Origin of the sequence: Achromobacter sp. K91, assembly GCF_003576205.1 — a bacterium.
GTDB classification, from domain to species: domain Bacteria; phylum Pseudomonadota; class Gammaproteobacteria; order Burkholderiales; family Burkholderiaceae_B; genus Achromobacter; species Achromobacter aegrifaciens.
Window position 1 is genome coordinate 1 of record NZ_QWFB01000029.1, and the last position, 18,153, is coordinate 18,153.

The window sequence follows — 18,153 nt, forward strand, 5'->3', positions numbered from 1 at the left end:
AGATGTGTATAAGAGACAGCGGCCGCCCATGCCGCGCCCCTGCCAGCCGCCGCCTTCCGCGCCCCCCATGCCGCGGTCGCGCCAGCCGCCGCCCTGCATTCCGCGGTCCTGCCAACCGCCGCCCTCCATGCCGCCCATGCGGTCGTCGGAATAGTCGCGCGCCTGGCGCTGGCCGTTCAGGTAATTGCCTCCGGACTGCGCGCTGGGCTGCACGGGCTGCCAACCCGAACTGGTGTGCTGCTGCCAGCCGTTGTCGTTGTGCTCGTAGACGTTGCCGTTGTGGTCCGCGTACACGTTGCCGTTGTTCCATGCCATGCCGCTGTTCGTGTTGCGGTCGTACGTGGCGCCGCGCCGGTCCACGCTGCTGACGCCGTCGCCCGCCGTGCCGGTCGCCGTGGCCGACGAGATGGTGCTGCGGCCGGTGTTGGCATTGGTGCGCACGTCCTGGCGGCCGGCTGCCCATTGGCCGTCGTCGTTGGCGACCACGCCCGCCCGGCCAGCGCCCGAGGCGCCGGTCGCCGGGTTTGTATAGGCGTCGCGCCGCCCTGCAGCCGCATTGCCGGTGTACTCGTTATAGGCCGCGCCGCGCGTGCCTTCGAAGGCTGCGCCGGTCTGGGGGTTGTAGCCCTCGGCGTGGGTGCCCTGCCATTCGGTGCCGGTCCAGCCGTTCCAGCCGGCCGCGTGCGTGACCACGCCGGAGCCGCCCCAGGCGCCATAGACGTCGACCTGGTTCACGTTGACGCCGCCCCAATAAGGCGCGCCCCAGTATGGCCCCCAATAGGGCGCCGCGCCGCCCCAGGTCTCGCCAGCGACGAAGCCGAAGGCGAAACCGGTCGCGGTGGCGAAGGCCGCGTCGTAGCCATAGCTGGGCGGATAGCCCACCCAGGTGTCCTGCACGATGACCGGCGGATACGCGTAACCCGTGCCGTACACCACGGTGCCGTCGGGACTGGCCACCACGCCCATGTAGCCCGGCGTGTAGCCGAACACCACGCTCTGCGGGGTGGATCCGTACACCTGCACGTAGGTGACGTAGTGCAGCGGCGAGCTGACGGGTATGGCGTAGATGATCGCCGGCACATGGTCAGCCACGCGCCACGGCCCCATGGGCGAATCCGATACGAACCAGACAGCGCGCGACAACGCGTAGTAGCGGCCTTCGGCCTGTATCACCGGCACCTGCGAATTGGCGGCGTAATACAGCGCCGTACCCTCGATGGGCCGCAGCGTCGGGGAGCCGCCGGCATATTCCACCTGCAATTTCGCCGCGCTGCGCGACACCGTGGCGGTCTGCGGAATGGTGGAGGCAATCAGCGCCTCCTTGGCCTGCGGCGTGCCCGGCACCGAAGCCAGCACGCCCGACTGCGGATCCTTTGACGGAATCTTGGCGAAATCGCGCGGCAGCTGCTTGCCCGGCACGTAGGACCAGGGGCCGTCCAGGCTGGCGCCCCGGAACCAGCGGCCGGACACCAGCACGTAGTAGCGGTTGTCGCCCGGATTCATGAACAGGGCATGATCGGCATTGGCCACCGACAGCAGCGAAGTCCCTGGCACCGGCCGCATTTCAGGCTGGCCGACGGTCACCAGCAACTCGGCCGGCGCGGTGGACACCGCGATGGCGGGCGCGCGGTGCGGCGCCTTGCCGCCATGCGGCAGCATCGGGTCCGGCTCGGCCTTGCGGCGCGCCGCAACAGCGGCGGCCAGCAGAGCCTCGGGCGGCTGCGGCAGGTCCGTCCACGGCCCGGTGGCGGTGCGCGCTTCGTACCAATGGCCAGCGGCCTGCAGGAAATAGCGGCCCGCGTTGTCCGCCAGCATCAACGCGCGCGTGTTGACGACCCGGCGCCAGCCTGCGGCATCAGGCACCTCGGCCAATACAGGTCCGCCGTCGATCAGCACCAGCACGGTCGGCACCGTGCGGTAGATGATGCGCGGCGGCGCGTTGTCCACCGGGACGGTTTTCGTGGCCGGGTTGTTCTGGGACAGCGTATAGCTCAGTTGCAGTGCATCAAGCCGCGTGACCACGCCCTTGGCCGGCAGGCGCGCTTCAAGCTGGCTGCGCAGCTTGGCGGCGGCTTCCGGCGAGGTGGGCACCTGCACGCGCTCGATCCGGATGTCCGACAGATGCACCAAACCCGCCGGCTTGTTGACCTCGGCACGGGCGGAAAAGTCTGCCACGCCGTAGGTGGGATTGCCCTTGGCGGCGCCGACCGCCACCGCCATGCGGCCCGTAATGCGGTCGGCAGTCCAGGTATCGATCTGGGGTTGATAGAGCTCCACGCGCGTGCCGTCGGCGGCCTCGAAACTGCGCGGCCATTGCAGCGAACGCGCGGCCTCTTCCTGCGCATCGGATTGGGCGGGCGCCGTTTGCGCCGGGGTCTGTCCCTGGGCTTGCGCCTGCGCCGCGCCGGTTGGCGTCAGGCCCGCGCCGGCAGCCATGCCGGCCACGGCAAGGGCGAGAGCGAGGCGAGAAAGGCGCCCGGGCGGGTCCGCGGGCGCTGACGATGTTGTCGGGAAAACATGCACGCGCCACAGTCGGGTCAGGCTACACATCTCGCGCTCCTCGTTGAGGGCCGCGGCCGCCAGTCGGGCCCCCGGCCACTCTGATTTCCCGCAGCGCCGCCGCTACGGGCCAAGCCTCGACCGGCCTGCCTGCAAGGCGTCCTGCAAGGGCCGGCTTCTGAATAAGCAACAGAACGTTAACACCGCTGAAAAGCTATTGCCCGCTTTTATCAGACCTTCTATAAAACATCTCATCAGGGCTGCTGCTTATGCCCGATTGCCTTTCCGCTGCAATCCAACTAGAAGCGCGGCGCAACGCCCGCCAGACGCCCGCGCTACGGCGTGTCGCGCCCACGCCCGGCCCTCTGTCCGCGGCGCTTCGGCCGTCCCGCGAAGACTCTCCTGCTGCAGGTTCACGCCATCAAGTCGCCGTGGAAAGGAGCAGTTCATGGTCCCTGCCCTGACTCATCCCGGGGTGTATGTCCAGGAAATTCCCGCAGGCGTGCGCACCATTGCAGGCGCGCCGACCTCGGTTGCCGCGTTCCTGGGCACGGCCATGCGCGGACCGCTCAACCATCCCGTCCACATCCAGGATTTCGCCGACTACGAACGCGAGTTCGGCGGGCTGGCCGAGGGCTGCGAACTCGGCTACGCGGTGCTTCAATTCTTCCTGAACGGCGGCGCTCAAGCCTGGGTCGTGCGCGTGGCGCAGCCTGCGCAGAACGATCCGCTGGAGGCGCATGCCACTTTCATCGGCCAGCGCGCGCAGCGCCGGGGCCTCTACGCGCTGGACGATGCCCATGCCTTCAACCTGCTATGCCTGCCCGGCATCACGCACAGCATCGTGCTGGCCGATGCCGTGTCCTACTGCAAAGAGCTGCACGCCTTCATGATCATCGATGCGCCGCCCGCGGCGGCCGATGCGGCCTCCATGGCGGCCGCAGTCATGGGTGCGGCGCTGCCCAGGTCCGATCATGCCGCGCTGTATTTCCCTTGGACCCGCGCGGCCGACCCGCTGAAGAATGGCCTGCCGCGCCTGACCGCGCCTTGCGGCACGATCGCGGGCCTGTATGCGCGCACCGACGCCGACCTCGGCGTCTGGAAAGCGCCAGCAGGCATCGACGCGGGCCTCGCTGGCGTCCTGTCCCTGGCCGCGGCGGTCAGCGACGACGAGAGCCGCAACCTGAACACCCTGGGCGTCAATTGCCTGCGCACCTTTGCCGGACGCGGCACGGTCTGCTGGGGCGCGCGGACCCTGCAAGGCACGGACCACTTCGCCTCGGAATACAAGTACGTGCCGGTGCGCCGCCTGGCGCTGCACCTGGAACAATCGCTCTTGCGCGGAACGCAGTGGGCCGCGTTCGAGCCCAACGACGAGCCGCTTTGGGCGCAGATCAGGCTGAACGTCAGCGCCTTCATGAATGCACTGTTCCGCCAGGGCGCCTTCCAGGGCGGCACGCCCCGCGATGCCTATCTGGTCAAGTGCGATGGCGAGACCACCACGCAACAGGACAGGGATCGCGGCATGGTCAACATCCTGGTGGGATTCGCTCCGCTCAGGCCGGCCGAGTTCGTGGTCATCCGGGTCCAGCAACGCGCCGGGCAAACGGAAGGAAGTCCGCCATGAACGCGCCCACGGAACCGCGCATCCTCGCGTTTTGGGACACCGGCGTCCAACATGACCCGCGCGCTCGGGCGCAGGCCTTCGAGGCTGCCGAGGAACTGGCGCGCGATACGGGGCTGGCGCTGCATCGCATCGACCTGTCCAGGATCGTCAGCAAATACATCGCCGAAACCGAGGAAAACCTGAGCCGCCTGTTCGAGTCGGTCGAGCAGCGCGGCGCGGTCCTGTACTTCGACGAAGCCGACGCTCTCTTCGGCAAGCGCGCGAACGTCAAGGACAGCCATGACCGCTACGCCAATATCGAGGTCAGCTACCTGTTGCAACCCATGCAGTCCTACCGCGGCCTGGCGTCGCGGGCCGCCAGCCTGAAGTCCAACCTGGACAGCGCATTCCTGAGGCGGCTGCGCTTCGTGGTCCAGTTTCCGGCGCCCGCGCCGGATCAGCGCGCGCGCCGCTGGAGCCGCGCGCTCTTTACCGCCGACACCGGCGCCGAAGTCACCATGGCGCGCCTGCTGCAAGCCGTCCGCGCCGATGCAAGCCAACACGCCCGGCCCCTGCCTGGCCTCAAGACGAGAGAACATCCATGAAACCCGTGATCAACGAATACGTACGCGAACTCAGCCACCCCGGTTACAACGCGGCCCAACGCAATGCCTTCGTCGCCGCCATGGTGAGCAAACGGCTGATGCGGCGCACGGAGCAACAGCCCGCAGCGGACGAGGCCGCCCCCGCGCTGGCCAGCTCATTGAACGACAGCGCCGGCGCCGCTGACGCGCGCGCCGGCAACGACCCGACTTGAGCGCCGCGCCGCCGCAGAATGGCGCTGCGTGCGATGCGGGCGCGGCGCGCGCAGGAAAACCTGGCCGGCCGCCACGGTATCATCAGGCCTGTTGCGCCGGCTTGCCGCTTTCCCGCGGCAAGCCGGCCATGCCACTCCCGCCCACATTCTGCATGACGCGATGACCCCCTATATCTCGGCCGGCATACTGCTTCTAGGCGCTCTCGCCGCCATCGCTTACCGCCGCAGGCGGCAACACACAATGGGCACTGCCGGCCGGCGCCTGGGCAGCGATCTGGTCGCGGGCGGCGCACTCTACGGCGTGGCCGCGCCGCCCATCGGCGGCGCAGGCGTCATCATCGCGCTGACGGCCGTGACCCGGGATCCCGAGAACCTGCTCATGCTGGTCTACGCCCTGCCCTGGTTTTACATTTTCGGCTTCGTGCCCGCCCTGCTGTGCGGCATCGTGGCCGGCGCGTTGCGGCCGGCGCATCCGTCCTGGCGCGCCTATGCCGCGATGGCGCTGGTCGGCGCCGTCTATGGCTTCGTTTTCCTGACGGGTTTTATCTCCCAGGGCAGGCCCTGGCTGGAAGAGCTGGGCTTCCCCCTGACCGTCGGCGCGGCGCCCGGCGCGCTCAGCGCGTTCCTGTGCGCGCGCCTGCTGTATGGAAAATCGCGCGGCCGCGGCGCTTCCGGCGGCGATGCGCCGCAAGCGGCCATGCAGTAACGCTTATGGTGCCCTCAGATTTTTTCATTGGGCACTAATAAGTCCCTTCCCCATAATCCGTTGGATGCCATCGAGGCACGCCGCTCAATAGCGGCGCCATTCAACGATTCCATGGGAAAATGCACATGTTGCGAACCAAGCTGGCCCGCTGTCTGCGCGCAGCCGGGCTTGCCTGCGGGCTGCTGACGGCCGCGGCAGTCACGGCGGCCGAGTATCCGGACAAGCCGCTCAAACTGGTCGTGCCGCAAGCTGCGGGCGGAGGCACCGACGTCATCGGCCGCCTCTGGGCCGACTACATGTCGCGGCGCCTGAATGTGGCCATCGTGGTCGAGAACCGCCCGGGCGCCAACGGCATCCTGGCCTCCAGCCATGTCGCCAAGCAGCCGGCCGACGGCTACACCGTCCTGATCAGCGGTATTTCGTACCTGGCGTTCAACCCGCACATGTACAAGAACCTGCCCTACGACCCGGCCAAAGATTTCGACGGGATCAGCCTGCTGGTCAACACTCCTTTTCTGCTCGTCGCCAGTCCGCAGGCCGACATCCGTTCGTTCAAGGACTTGGTCGAAAAGGCCAAGGCCGATCCCGAGAGCCTGAACTTCGCCTCCGCTGGCAAGGGCAATTCCACGCATCTGGTGGTGGAAATGCTCGAACAGCGCGAGGGATTCCGGCTGACCCATGTGCCATACAACGGCGCCGCCGCAGGGCTGACCAGCGTCATGGCGAACCAGACGCAGCTCATGGCGGACGTGCTGAACACCGCCGCCGTGCAGGCCAAGGCCGGCAAGGTGGTTCCGCTAGCGGTGGTGGGCGCGAGCCGCGCGGCCAGCGTGCCGGACGTGCCGACGCTGGGCGAGCTGGGCATTGCCGATTTTCCGCTGCCGGGCTGGTATGCGCTGGTCGCGCCCAAGGGCACGCCGCCGGCCGCCATCGAACGGCTCAATGCCGAAACGAGGCGTTTCTTCGAAGATCCCGCGGTCAAGGCGCGCCTGCAGGAATTGCAGTTGGAACCGCTGCCGTCCACGCCGCAAGCGGTCGCCCAAGCCGTGGCGCGCGACAGCGCCGCCTGGGGGCCGCTGATACGCCAACTCGGCCTGAACAACGACTGACCGCCACCTTCAAAGGAAAGACATGCCCAAGCTCAGCAACGCCGTCTGGCGCTATCGCCACGAAAAAATGACTGCCTTGATGGACGACCTTGCCGTCGACGCCATCGTGTTCACCTCGGCGGATTTCTTCCAGTTCGCCACCAACTTCCACACCGACGTCCTGCCCTGGGAGCGTCCCATCTTCGCGGTGGTGCCGCGCGACGGCACGCCCTTTCTGGTGATGAACGAGCTGTCGACGCATCACATGCGCTTCTCGCAGGAACAAGGCAAGGTCTGGATCACCGACATCACCTACTACGCCGAACATCCCCGCGTCACGGACCGCCTGCCGCTGATCACGCAGCTTCCGGAAGTCCTGTCCGAACGACTGCGGCAGGCCGGGCTGGCGCGCTCGCGCATCGCTGTCGAAGGCGGCAGCCCGGTGCTGGCGCAGTTGGGCCATCTGCTGCCAGAGCTGACGCTGCGCCGCGCCACCGCCGAATGCCGCTCGCTGCGCTGGCAGAAGCACGACGAGGAAATCGCCGTGATGGCGGCCGCCGCATCGATCTCCGACTGGATACAGGACAGGTACCGCGAGAACATCCGGCCCGGCAGGCTGGTACAGGAACTGGATTGCGCCATGGCCGCGCTCTTCGTGCAGGAGGCCGCCGAACGCTTCCCCGGCGAACAGTTCGAGGTCATTCGCTGTTGGACGCTGAGCGGCCCGGCTTCAGCGTCCCCGCATGGCGATGGCGCCTCTTGCGGCGCGCGGATCAAGGAAGGCGACGTGCTGGTCAACATCGTCATCCCGCGTTTGAATGGCCTCACCATCGAGAACGAACGCACCTGGTTCTGCGGCACGCCCTCGACGGAGCAAGCCAGGCTCTGGTCCGCGGCCAAGGCCGCCAACGAAGCCGCCATCGCCGCCGCCCGCACCGGCAACCCCGTCTGCATGATGGACGCCGCGGCGCAGGCTGAGATCGAAAAGGCGGGCTACGCCGGCTTCATCCGCCACCGCACCGGACACGCCGTCGGCATCATCCACCACGAGTATCCGGAGGACATGGCGTTCTGCCAGCGGCCACTGCTGGCTAACGAGGTGTATTCCGCCGAGCCGGGCATCTATGCCTACGGCATCGGCGGTTTCCGCCTGGACGATACGGTGGTGGTGGGCGATACGCCACGCGTGCTGACCGGCACGCCCAAGACGCTGGAGTACGCCACCGTCAGGTAGGCTGGCCGGCCCCTTCCTGCGCCAGGCTCTGCGCTTCCTCGCGCAGGATCTCGCGCAACCACGGCAGCACAATGCTGGGCGAATCCGCGGCCCACAGCATGCCGATGGGGCCGAACTCCAGCCGCGTGGGCGCCTGCGCGATGCTGATCAGATTGAGCCGCTCATACATGTGGGCCACGGAGCTGGCCAGCGTCGCGACATACTCCCTGTCCTGCAACAAGGACAGCAAGGCCACCAGCGAACTGGTTTCCACCGCAGGCTTGGGCGGCGCCAGGCCCGCATCCACCAGGGCCTGATCCAGCCTGACCCGGGACATCACACCGGGCGGCGGCAGGATCCAGGGATAGCCCTGCGTGTCCGCCCATGTAGGCGCAGCCAGCCCGGCCAGCGGATGCCCGCGCCGGGTCACCAGGCTGAAGCTGTCCGTCATCAGCCATTGCCCGCACAGGCCGGAACGGCTTGCGCGCAGATCCAGCGGCCCGATGATGAGATCGATCTCGTGGCGCGCCACACGCTCGATCAGCGGATCCAGAAGCCCCTCGACCAGTTCGATCTGCACGTCGGGCGCGCGCTGGTGCAGCGTGGCGATCGCGCGCGGCAGCAGCACTGGCGCGGCCGACAGAATGGTGCCGATATGCAGCCGTCCGGCCACGCCCGCCTTGACCGCCTCGATCTCTTCGCCGGTGCGCGCGGTGTCGCCCAGCACGCGGGTCGCGTAACGCCACAGCGCGCGTCCCGCCTCGGTCAGGGCCAGCGTCCTGCCGCGCGCAAACAAGGGCGTGCCGACCATGTCTTCCATATCGCTCAGCCAGTGCGACAGCGCTGGCTGCGTCATGTGCATGGCCTTGGCCGCGGCCGTGACGGTTCCGGCCTTTTCCAGGGCGATCAGCACTTCCAGATGGCGCAGCTTCAAGCGCCGCGTCCAGAGCAGTTCGGTAAGGGGCGCAATCATGCGGAAATGGTAATGGATATCTCAGGTTTATTCATTGGCTGTCTATGGGGTTCACGCACAAAATGGGCACCTCTCGAATCGACCTCACGCTCCCATGCCAGCAAGCTTCTCTTCCCTTTCGTCCTTGAACACCGTGGTTCGCGGGCTGGCGCAAGACGGCCAGCCCGCCAGCGGCCTGACCGCGCTGAGCGCAGCGCTACAGGAACGCATCGGCTACCGCCTGTTCACGGTGCTGGTGCTGGACTGGGAAGCGGGACTGAGCCGCCGCTGCTTCTCGACTCAGCCTGGGGCCTACCCCCCCGGCGGCAGCAAACCGATACGGGAGGACAGCGAGTTCTACGTTGCGGTGGTGCAGCAAGGAGAACCGCGCCTGTGCCTGGACCGCGAAGATTGCGCGCGAGCCTTTCCCGACCACGAACTCATTGCATCGCTGGGCTGCGCAAGCGCGGTCAATGTGCCGGTGCGCTGGAACGGGCGGACGCTAGGCTCATTGAACCTGCTGCATCAGGCGGGCTGGTACCGGCGCGACATGTACGCGGAGCTGGCCTGGTACTCGGCGCTGGCCATACCCGTCGTGCAAGACATTATTCGAACCACCCAAAACCATGAGGGGAAATCATGAAGCGCCTACGCAGCCACTTCGCCGCCTTGCTGTTGTGCATCGGCCCCGCCGCCGTGCACGCGGCGGACGCCTATCCCGCCAAGCCCATCACCATCGTCTATCCATATGCGCCCGGGTCCGCCTCCGACACCCTGACGCGACTGATCGCGGAATCGCTGCAGAAGCAACTGGGCCAGCCCGTCATCGTGGAAAGCCGGCCCGGCGCGGGCGGCTCCATCGCCACCGAGCACGTGGTGCGCGCGGCGCCTGACGGCTATACGCTGCTGCTGTCGGCCAGTGGGACCATCGCCGTCAATCCTCACATCTACAAATTGCGCTACCAGCCCGTAAACGATCTGGCCCATATCTCCGTCGCGGTGGAAGTGCCCTTCGTGTTCGTGGTCAACAAGGCTTTCCCGGCGCAGGACTACGCTGCCTTCCAGGCGCTGTCGCGGCAAAAGCCGGCCGGCCTGACTTCAGCCAATGCCGGCCTGGGCACGCAGGCCCATCTGACGCAGGCCGCCTTCGCCAAACAGGCCGGACTGAACCTGAACATCGTGGCTTACAAGGGCGCCGCGCCCGCCGTCAACGACCTGATGGGAGGTCATATCGATTCGATGATGGACAACGCCGCCTCGCAGATCCCGTACGTCAATTCGGGCAAAACCACGGCGCTCTTCGTCACCAGCGACTACCGCTTCGACGCCTATCCTAAGGTCCCCACGGCCAAGGAGCTGGGCATCACCGGCCTGGTGCCTGCGGGCTGGTTCGGATTGGCCGCGCCCAAGGGCACGCCGGATGCGGTGGTGGACAAGCTTCACGATGCGCTCGTGCAGGGGCTGAGGACTGCTGACACCGAGCGCAAGCTCAAAGAGCTGGGCTGGGTGATCGTCGCCAACACGCCTGCACAGGCGCGAGAACGCGCTCAGGCCGATTTCGACCGCCTGGGCGAGGTAGCCCGGGACATCGACCTGAAGGCCAACTGAGAACGGCGCGCCGGCCTTCATCCCGTCTCGATGCGCTTGTGCTGCAGATCGTTCAACAAGCGCTCCAGGCGGTCGAAATCCATGGGCTTGACCAGATGATGATCGAAGCCCGCCTCGCGGGATTTGCGCCGGTCTTCCTCTTGGCCCCAGCCCGTCATGGCGATGAGGACAATGCCTCCGGCCGGTGAACCGGCGCGAACCCGGCGCGCGACCTCGTAGCCGTCCATGCCAGGCATACCTATGTCCACCAGCATGACCTGGGGACGGAAGCTATCCAGCAGGGCCAGCGCTGCCGCCCCGTCGCAAGCGCTGCGCACTTCCGCGCCGAGAGCCTGCAACACCAGCGCCGTGGTGTCCCCCGAGTCGGGACTGTCGTCCACCACCAGGATGCGGCCCAGCGACCGGGTCGCCGCCACAGGTTGCACTTGCGGCGGGGCGGCCGCAGCAAGTGCCGAGGCCGGCAGCCGCACCAGGAATTCGGCGCCCGCTCCAAGCCCCTCGCTGCGCGCCTCGACCGTGCCACCATGCAGTTCCACCAGGCGGCGGACCAGCGTCAGGCCGATGCCCAAGCCTCCCGCGCCGCGCTCGCGGTCCACTTGCGCGAACGGCTCGAACACGAGGGCCAGCATGCTTGCCGGAATGCCGTGGCCATTGTCCCGCACCGATACGAGCAGGTTTCCGTCGGCTTCGCGATAGGCGCGGACGCGGATCTTTCCTCCCCGATCGGTGTACTTGGCCGCATTGTTCAGCAGGTTGGAGACCACTTGCGCCAACCGCATGCCATCGGCCTCCACCATCAAAGGCTGCTCGGGTACATCCATGCAGAGTTCATGCCCTTGCGCCTCGATCGCCTCGCGGCAGGTTTCCAGCGCGTTCAGTAGCACTTCAGTCAGATCCACCGGGTTCTTGCGCAACAGAATCTTGCCGTTGGTGATACGCGCGATATCCAGCAAGTCGTCCACCAGGCGGGCCATGTGGGTGGCCTGGCGAGCCAGCATGTCGTGCAGGCGACGCGTCTGCTCGTCGCCCGTCCCGGAAAGCCGCAGCAGCTGCAGGCCATTGTGCAACGGCGCCAGCGGGTTTCGCAGTTCGTGCGCCAGCACAGCCAGAAATTCGTCCTTGCGATCGTGCGCCAAGCGCAGCTCCTGCTCCGCGCGCATCAGCTCGGTAACGTCCTGCACCACGGTGCAGGCGCCGACCAGTTCGCCATCATCCGCGCGCAAGGGCGCGGCGCTGACACGCATCCAGCGCTCCTCGCCGTCCTCAGACATGTACTGCATTTCGGTTCCCGGCACCACCATCTCGCCGCGCAGCGCACGTCTGGTAGGCCAGTTCTCGGGTGGCACGGGTTCGCCGTGCTCGTCCCAGCCGCGCCAGCGCGCCGCCTGTTCGGACCGCGCCGACGGCACGGTGCACGGCGAGCAGCGCTCCATCAGCGCGTTGGCCAGCATCCACGCACCGCTGGCATCGCAGACGCCCACGCCGACGGGCAACTGATCGAGGATGGCCCGCAGTCGGCGCTCATTGGCGCGCAGCGCGGTATAAGCTTCCCGGCGCAGCAGAGCGAGCCGCAGGTGCGCGTCGACACGCGCCTGCAGCTCGCGCGCGGCAAAAGGCTTGACCAGATAGTCGTCCGCGCCCGCCTGCATGCCTTCCACGCGGGCTTCTTCTCCCGCCCGAGCCGACAATAGGATCACTGGGACCGAACGGGTCCGGTCATCGGCGCGCAAAGCCTGCAGCAGGCTCAGCCCGTTCATTCCCGGCATCATCACATCGGAAATGACCAGGTCCGGCGGTTCCCGGCGCGCGCTTTGCAGCGCGGATGCGCCATCGCTCGCGAACCGCAGCGCGTATCTGGGCGCGAGCAAGCTGTGCAGGTAGTCGCGCATGTCGGCGTTGTCGTCAATGCACAGCACTGCGGGCCGCCCGCCTCCCGCCTCCTGCGGCGCCAGCCGTGCCATCGCATCAGGCGCTGCCGCTCCCCAGCGCGCCGCCTCTTGCAGAAAGGATGCGCCGGCATCCGAATCCGTGGACGGCGATGCGTGTGCCGGCGCGGCCAGGTCAGGCATCTCGCCCTTGGGCAGCGTGACAGTGAAGACGCTGCCCACGCCCGGTTGACTTTCCACCTCGATCGCGCCTCCCAACAGCGCGACCAGTTCGCGCACCAGCGCCAACCCTATCCCAGTGCCTTCATGGGTTCTAGCCGCCGCGTTTTCGATACGATGGAAACGTTCAAAAATTCTCGGCAGTTCATCGCTGGCGATGCCGACGCCGGTATCGCGCACCGACAGCGCAACGCTGGCTCCGCAATCGCGCAGGATGACGTCGATCGCGCCCTGCAAGGTGTACTTGAATGCGTTGGACAGCAGATTCAGCAAGATCTTTTCATACAGGTCGCGGTCGAGCCACACCGCGTCTGGCAGTTCGTCACATTGCACGCGTAGCTTCAGGCCGGCCGCCTCTATCATGGAACGGAACGCGCTGGCGTGCTCCGTCGTGGCTCGCACTAAATCGGTTGGGCTGGACCGCGCCACGATGGCGCCGCCTTCGATGCGCGAGAAATCCAGCAAGGAGTTGACCAGTTTCTGCAACCTCAGCGCATTGCGGTGCAGCATCTGTAACGACTCCGGGTCCAGGGGTTGCCCCTGTTCGCCCAGCGCCTGTTCCAGAGGCCCCAGGATCAGAGTCAGGGGCGTGCGGAACTCATGGCTGACATTGGAGAAGAACGTCGTCTTGGCCCGATCCAGTTCGGCCAGCGCCTCGGCCCGCCGGCTCTCCTGCTCATAGGCCGCCGCGTTGGCGATCGCGCTGGCTGCGTGATGGGCGACCAGATCGAGGAAATCCCGGTATGCCTCGTCCAGAGGCCGGCGCGAACCCACGCCCAGCACCATGATGCCGGACACCGATCCGTCGGCCGTCCAGCTGATGGGCACCAGGCGGGCCCATGAGGCCAGGTCCTCCCAGGGACCGCCGGGCAGCTCCAAGTCCAACGGCGCCAGCGCGATGGTCTGCGGCTGAGCCGCCTGCGCGACAGCACCCAGAGGCCAGGCCGCGGGCGTCAGCGCTTGCGGGGCATCCACGCCGGTGGCCGCGAGCAGCTCCGGGCCAAGGTCACCACAGCGGTAGATGAGGCAGAATGGCACGTCCATCCGACTCTCGGACATCACCCCGCATATGGCTTCGGCCGGTGCCTTGATGCCAAGCCCGCGCAGCGGCTGCGCGCCGAGCTTGCGCAGAATCTCCAGCCGTCTTGCGCTGACGATCTTCTCCGTCGTTTCGGTGCATGGGCAGAACACGCCCTCCACCGTCACCCCGTCAGCCGCCAGGATGGGGCCATACGTGAAAGTGACGTAGACTTCCTCGTGCGGCAGGCTGCGATCGAAAAAGTACTGAGCGTCATGCGACCAGGTTGCCTGGCCGCTGCGATACACGCCTTCCAGCATGGGGCCGATGGAGCCCCAGATTTCTCTCCAGCAAATCTGCCCGGGCTGGGCCAGCGCCGCCGGATGCTTGGTGGCACCCAGGAATGGGATGTAGGCGTCGTTGTAGAGTATCCGGAAGTCCGCGCCCCACCAGATCAGGATGGGAAAGCGCGAACTGAGGCACAGGCTGAGCGCCGTGCGCAAATTCTGCGGCCACGCGCCGGGTTCGCCCAGCGCAGTCTTGCTCCAGTCCAGTTCGCGCAGCCGCTGCGCCATTTCTCCGCGTTCGGGCAAAAATTCCAGACTTGACTCGGGTGTCACGGCCCTTCCTATTTTTGTGGAACAGATACGGTCGCGCGTGCCATCCTAGCTTGGCGAGGCGCGGCCATTTGATGATATTCCACGACAGGAAAGCTATACACGCCAAGTCGCAACGAACGTAACGAGTTACCTCAGGGACGCAGCGCCGCCGCCAGCCCCCGCACCTCGTCCAGCGCGCCCGCCACGCCCTGCTCCGCCAGCACTTGCGCAAGCCGCGAGCCGACCACCACCAGATCGGCATGCCGCGCGACGAGCCGGGCTTCATCAGGCGAACGCACGCCGAAGCCCGCAGCCACCGGCAGCCTGGTATGCGAGCGCAGCCGGTCCAGGTCCTGGGCGATGCGGCGCTCGTCAGGCAAGTCCGCGCCCGTCGTGCCGGCCAGCATGATGTGATAGACAAACCCGCTGGCGTCGCGCAGCAAGCCCGCCAGCCGCGCGTCCTCGGACGTGGGCGCGGACATCCGGATCAGATGCAGGCCATGCGCGCGCGCCGCGCGGCTGATCTCGTCGGCATGTTCGAGCGGCAGGTCAATGAGGATCAGGCCGTCCGCGCCCGCCGCGGCCGCGTCCTCGATGAAGCCTTCAACCCCATGCCGCAGGATGGGATTCAGATAGCCCATCAGCACCAAGGGCGTATGCGCGTCCGCCTCGCGGAAATCGCGCACCAGGGTCAGCGTGCGCTTCAGGGTCTGGCCGCCGGCCAGCGCACGCACGTTGGCCCGCTGCAGCACAGGACCGTCCGCGACCGGATCGCTGAACGGCATGCCGAGTTCGATCACGTCCGCGCCCGCCGCGCGCAAGCCGCGCAGCAGCTCCAGGCATGCGGCAGGATCGGGATCGCCCGCCGCAAAATAGGTCACCAGCCCACTGCGTCCAGATTGGCGTAGCTCTGCCAAGGTTCGATCAAGCCGGGTCATGCCGCCACCTCGCCAAATTGAGTCACCGTGTCCATGTCCTTGTCGCCGCGTCCGCTCAGGCACACGACGAGAATCTCGTGGTGCGCCATCCGCGGCGCCAGCTTGCGTACGTAGGCCAGCGCATGCGCGCTTTCCAGCGCGGGCAGGATGCCTTCCTTGCGCGTCAGCCAATGGAAGGCCGACACGGCCTCGGCATCCGTGACCGACACGTAGTCCACGCGCTTGCAGTCATGCAGCAAGGCGTGTTCGGGCCCGACGCCCGGATAGTCGAGGCCGGCCGATATCGAATGCGCGTTGACGATCTGGCCGTCTTCGTCCTGCAGGTAATAGCTGCGGCAGCCGTGCAGCACGCCCTCGTGGCCCGCGCTGATGCTGGCCGCATGCGCCCCGCTGGCCAGGCCCAGCCCGCCGGCTTCGACGCCGTACAGACGCACGTCTGCCAGTTCCAGAAAGGGGTAGAAAAACCCCATCGCGTTGGAGCCTCCGCCTACGCAGGCCACCATGGCGTCGGGCACGCGGCCGGTCTTGGCCGCGATCTGCTGGCGCGTCTCCTCCCCGATCACCTTCTGGAACTCGCGCACCAGCCAGGGATAAGGATGCGGTCCGGCGCCGGTGCCCAGCAGGTAGTACGTGTCGGCGGGATGGGCGATCCAGTCGCGCAAGGCCTCGTTCATCGCGTCCTTCAGGGTGGCGGTGCCGGCGTGCACCGCGCGCACCTCGGCGCCCAGCATCCGCATGCGGCGCACGTTGACGGACTGGCGCTCCATGTCTTCGGCGCCCATGTAAACCACGCACTGCAGGCCGAACAGGGCGCAGACGGTGGCAGTCGCCACGCCATGCTGGCCCGCGCCGGTTTCGGCAATGATGCGGCGCTTGCCCATGCGGCGCGCCAGCAGGATCTGTCCCAGGCAGTTGTTGATCTTGTGCGCGCCGGTGTGGTTGAGGTCTTCGCGCTTGAGGTAGACCTGCGCGCCGCCCAGCTCCCCGGAAACGCCCCGCGCCAGGAACAGCGGGCTCGGCCGGCCCACATAGTCGGCCAGCAGGCCGCGGTAGGTCTGCCAGAAGTCCTCGTCCGCCAGCGCCGCCTTGAACTGGCGTTCAAGTTCGTCCAGGGCGGGGACCAGCGTTTCGGGCATGTAGCGGCCGCCGTAGGGGCCGAATTGGCCTCGGCTGTCGGGCGCGGCCGGATGGATGGCAAGTGGCATGGATAGGTTTTCCGTGACAGGATGAGTAGGATTTTCCTTATGCTATCGTCACAAAATACTTATTTGAATCAATGATTTATTTCCCATATATGTAAGCTCAGCTAACAATCATGAGACGTCTGCCATCCCTCAATGCCCTGCGATTCTTCGACAGCGCGGCCCGCCAGGCGAGTTTCACGCTGGCCGCCAAGGAACTCTGCGTGACCCATAGCGCAGTCAGCCAGCAGATCCGGCAACTGGAAGAATGGCTGGGCTGCGCCTTGTTCGAGCGGCGCGCGGGGCGCGTCCACCTGACCGCGGCGGGCCTGGACCTGCAGCGTGCGGCGCATGACGCCTTCGACCTGCTGGAGCGCCGCTGCGACGAACTCAGGCGCGGCACGCAGCCGGCCGAATTGGCGGTGGGTGCGCCCGCCAGCTTTCTTTCCAACTGGTTGATCCCGCGGCTTGAACAATTCGAAGCCCTGCATCCGGACATCCGCATCAGGCTGCAGACAGCCGCAGATGCCGCCCTGTTGAACACGCAGCGCGTGGATGCGCTGATCCTGGCCGGGCGCGCCTGGCCGCAAGAATGGGGCGTCACCCCGCTCTTCGCCGAAACCATAGGCCCGGTCTGCACCCCGACCCTGGCCGCGCATATCCGCGATGCGGCCGACGTGCTGGATACGCCGCTGCTGCACACCAGTTCGCGGCCCGACGCCTGGAAGGATTGGGCGGCGCGCCAGGGCATCGCGCTGACGCCACGGCAAGCGGGGCGCGAGTTCGACCATCTGGGCCACATGCTGGAGGCCGCCGCGGCCGGGTTGGGCGTGGCCATCGCGCCGGCGGTGCTGGTGGAGGCCGAACTGCACCGAGGCAGGCTGGCCGCGCCGCTGGGCTTCATCGAAAGCGGCGCGGCCTTCAGCCTGTGCCTGCGCAAGGATGCGGTCCGCGCCGACGCCGCGCATGAACGCCTGCGCGACTGGCTGCTGGCCAGCGCCGGCGCGAACTGACGCCCTCCACGCTGCGCGCGCAAACCGGTTACCCTTGCGCGCCGAACCACACTGCCGCAACGTATCCATGAAAAAGCTCTGCGCGATGTTGGGCCTGCTGGTCCCCACGCTGGCCAGCGCCGCCTACAGTCTTTCCGCCACCGAGGCGGCCGTGCTGGAAGCCGTGCTGCGCGACGAGCTCGACACCTACCTGCAAGGCGGCAACAGCCTTATCGGCGCAAGGCTCGGCCTGCCCGCCGCGACCGCCGAAACCGTGTCCCGGGCTTATGCCAACGGCCCGACTGCGCGCTTTCCTGCGTCGCTGGATGTGACCATGCTGATCGCCGGCCCGGTCGATGCCGGCAAGCGCACGAACGGACGGATAGTGTCGTTCGCCACCTCGGGATCGCCGACTGTCCAGGCCCAGTTGCCGGCGGGCCTCCTGCCCGCTCCACGCCTGGCCTTGGCATGCAGCCGCATGGAATTGATCGACGAGTCACCCACCTTCATGGACTGCCGCGACGGCGCGCTTGCCGGCAAAGAGGAGACTGCCCGCCTCAAGCGCGACCTGGACGACTTCTACCTGGGCAAGCCGACCGCCGTCCAGGTGTCCCAGCTGGCCGTCAACATATCGGTGTACGCCAGCCTGCTGGCGCCCGGCCACGGCTGCCCGAAGGACATCGAAACATGCCGCCAGGCCATCCAGGCCGTCGACGGCGCAAGCCAAAGCAAGCAACTGCCGGCAATCGTGCGGCGCTTCCAGCGGGCGGGGCTGGATCTCAGCCCGTACCAGGGCGATAAGGCCGTGGCCGCGCCGAACCGCTAGCGCGG

At 67.2% G+C, this 18,153-nt stretch carries 15 protein-coding genes; 10 read left to right on the top strand and 5 right to left on the bottom strand.

The window, feature by feature from the left end:
* On the bottom strand, positions 1–2,436 hold a 2,436-nt coding region (locus tag DXK93_RS11450), incomplete at its 3' end, for a carbohydrate-binding family V/XII (RefSeq protein ID WP_233564537.1).
* 511 nt (positions 2,437–2,947) lie between these two features.
* Here DXK93_RS11450 and DXK93_RS11455 point away from each other — a divergent pair.
* The 6 genes from DXK93_RS11455 (at position 2,948) to DXK93_RS11480 (ending at position 7,950) form a co-directional block, all read left to right on the top strand.
* Entirely contained in the window at positions 2,948–4,126 is a 1,179-nt protein-coding gene (locus DXK93_RS11455; protein WP_119450109.1) for a phage tail sheath subtilisin-like domain-containing protein, read from the top strand.
* Positions 4,123–4,710, top strand: coding sequence for an ATP-binding protein (locus tag DXK93_RS11460; RefSeq protein ID WP_054451764.1), 588 nt, complete (start codon positions 4,123–4,125; stop codon positions 4,708–4,710). Before DXK93_RS11455 ends, DXK93_RS11460 begins: the two co-directional genes overlap by 4 nt.
* Positions 4,707–4,922 (top strand): hypothetical protein, encoded by a 216-nt coding sequence (locus DXK93_RS11465; RefSeq protein WP_147400236.1) that lies wholly within the window; start codon positions 4,707–4,709, stop codon positions 4,920–4,922. The genes DXK93_RS11460 and DXK93_RS11465 overlap by 4 nt, the downstream gene beginning before the upstream one ends.
* Positions 4,923–5,163: 241 nt before the next feature.
* Entirely contained in the window at positions 5,164–5,628 is a 465-nt protein-coding gene (locus DXK93_RS11470; RefSeq protein WP_119450110.1) for a hypothetical protein, read from the top strand.
* A gap of 125 nt (positions 5,629–5,753) precedes the next feature.
* Positions 5,754–6,737 (top strand): tripartite tricarboxylate transporter substrate binding protein, encoded by a 984-nt coding sequence (locus tag DXK93_RS11475; RefSeq protein WP_119450111.1) that lies wholly within the window; start codon positions 5,754–5,756, stop codon positions 6,735–6,737.
* Positions 6,738–6,759: 22 nt separating this feature from the next.
* Positions 6,760–7,950, top strand: coding sequence for a Xaa-Pro peptidase family protein (locus tag DXK93_RS11480; RefSeq protein ID WP_119450112.1), 1,191 nt, complete (start codon positions 6,760–6,762; stop codon positions 7,948–7,950).
* Here the strand turns inward: DXK93_RS11480 and DXK93_RS11485 are convergent.
* A complete protein-coding gene (locus DXK93_RS11485; RefSeq protein WP_088159130.1) occupies positions 7,943–8,902 on the bottom strand; it encodes a LysR family transcriptional regulator in 960 nt (319 codons plus the stop codon). The genes DXK93_RS11480 and DXK93_RS11485 overlap by 8 nt on opposite strands.
* Positions 8,903–9,035: 133 nt before the next feature.
* On the opposite strand from DXK93_RS11485, the gene DXK93_RS11490 reads away from it, so the two are divergent.
* Both DXK93_RS11490 and DXK93_RS11495 read left to right on the top strand, forming a co-directional pair.
* On the top strand, positions 9,036–9,524 hold the full coding sequence (locus DXK93_RS11490) for a GAF domain-containing protein (protein WP_233564543.1): 489 nt from the start codon (positions 9,036–9,038) through the stop codon (positions 9,522–9,524).
* Positions 9,521–10,489, top strand: a complete 969-nt coding sequence (locus DXK93_RS11495; protein WP_119450114.1) for a tripartite tricarboxylate transporter substrate binding protein — start codon at positions 9,521–9,523, stop codon at positions 10,487–10,489. Before DXK93_RS11490 ends, DXK93_RS11495 begins: the two co-directional genes overlap by 4 nt.
* A 17-nt stretch (positions 10,490–10,506) precedes the next feature.
* Here DXK93_RS11495 and DXK93_RS11500 read toward each other — a convergent pair whose 3' ends face one another.
* The 3 genes from DXK93_RS11500 to trpB form a co-directional block, all read right to left on the bottom strand.
* On the bottom strand, positions 10,507–14,232 hold the full coding sequence (locus DXK93_RS11500) for an ATP-binding protein (RefSeq protein ID WP_233564538.1): 3,726 nt from the start codon (positions 14,230–14,232) through the stop codon (positions 10,507–10,509).
* 131 nt (positions 14,233–14,363) lie between these two features.
* Entirely contained in the window at positions 14,364–15,149 is a 786-nt protein-coding gene (gene trpA / locus DXK93_RS11505; protein WP_119450116.1) for a tryptophan synthase subunit alpha, read from the bottom strand.
* Positions 15,146–16,354, bottom strand: a complete 1,209-nt coding sequence (gene trpB / locus DXK93_RS11510) for a tryptophan synthase subunit beta (RefSeq protein ID WP_119450117.1) — start codon at positions 16,352–16,354, stop codon at positions 15,146–15,148. Before trpB ends, trpA begins: the two co-directional genes overlap by 4 nt.
* A 110-nt stretch (positions 16,355–16,464) precedes the next feature.
* On the opposite strand from trpB, the gene DXK93_RS11515 reads away from it, so the two are divergent.
* Both DXK93_RS11515 and DXK93_RS11520 read left to right on the top strand, forming a co-directional pair.
* Positions 16,465–17,343, top strand: a complete 879-nt coding sequence (locus DXK93_RS11515; protein ID WP_119450118.1) for a LysR substrate-binding domain-containing protein — start codon at positions 16,465–16,467, stop codon at positions 17,341–17,343.
* A 67-nt stretch (positions 17,344–17,410) separates the two neighbouring features.
* The gene (locus DXK93_RS11520; RefSeq protein WP_147400237.1) at positions 17,411–18,148 is read left to right on the top strand and encodes a hypothetical protein; all 738 of its coding nucleotides are present in this window, start codon (positions 17,411–17,413) and stop codon (positions 18,146–18,148) included.
* Positions 18,149–18,153 lie beyond the last annotated feature (5 nt).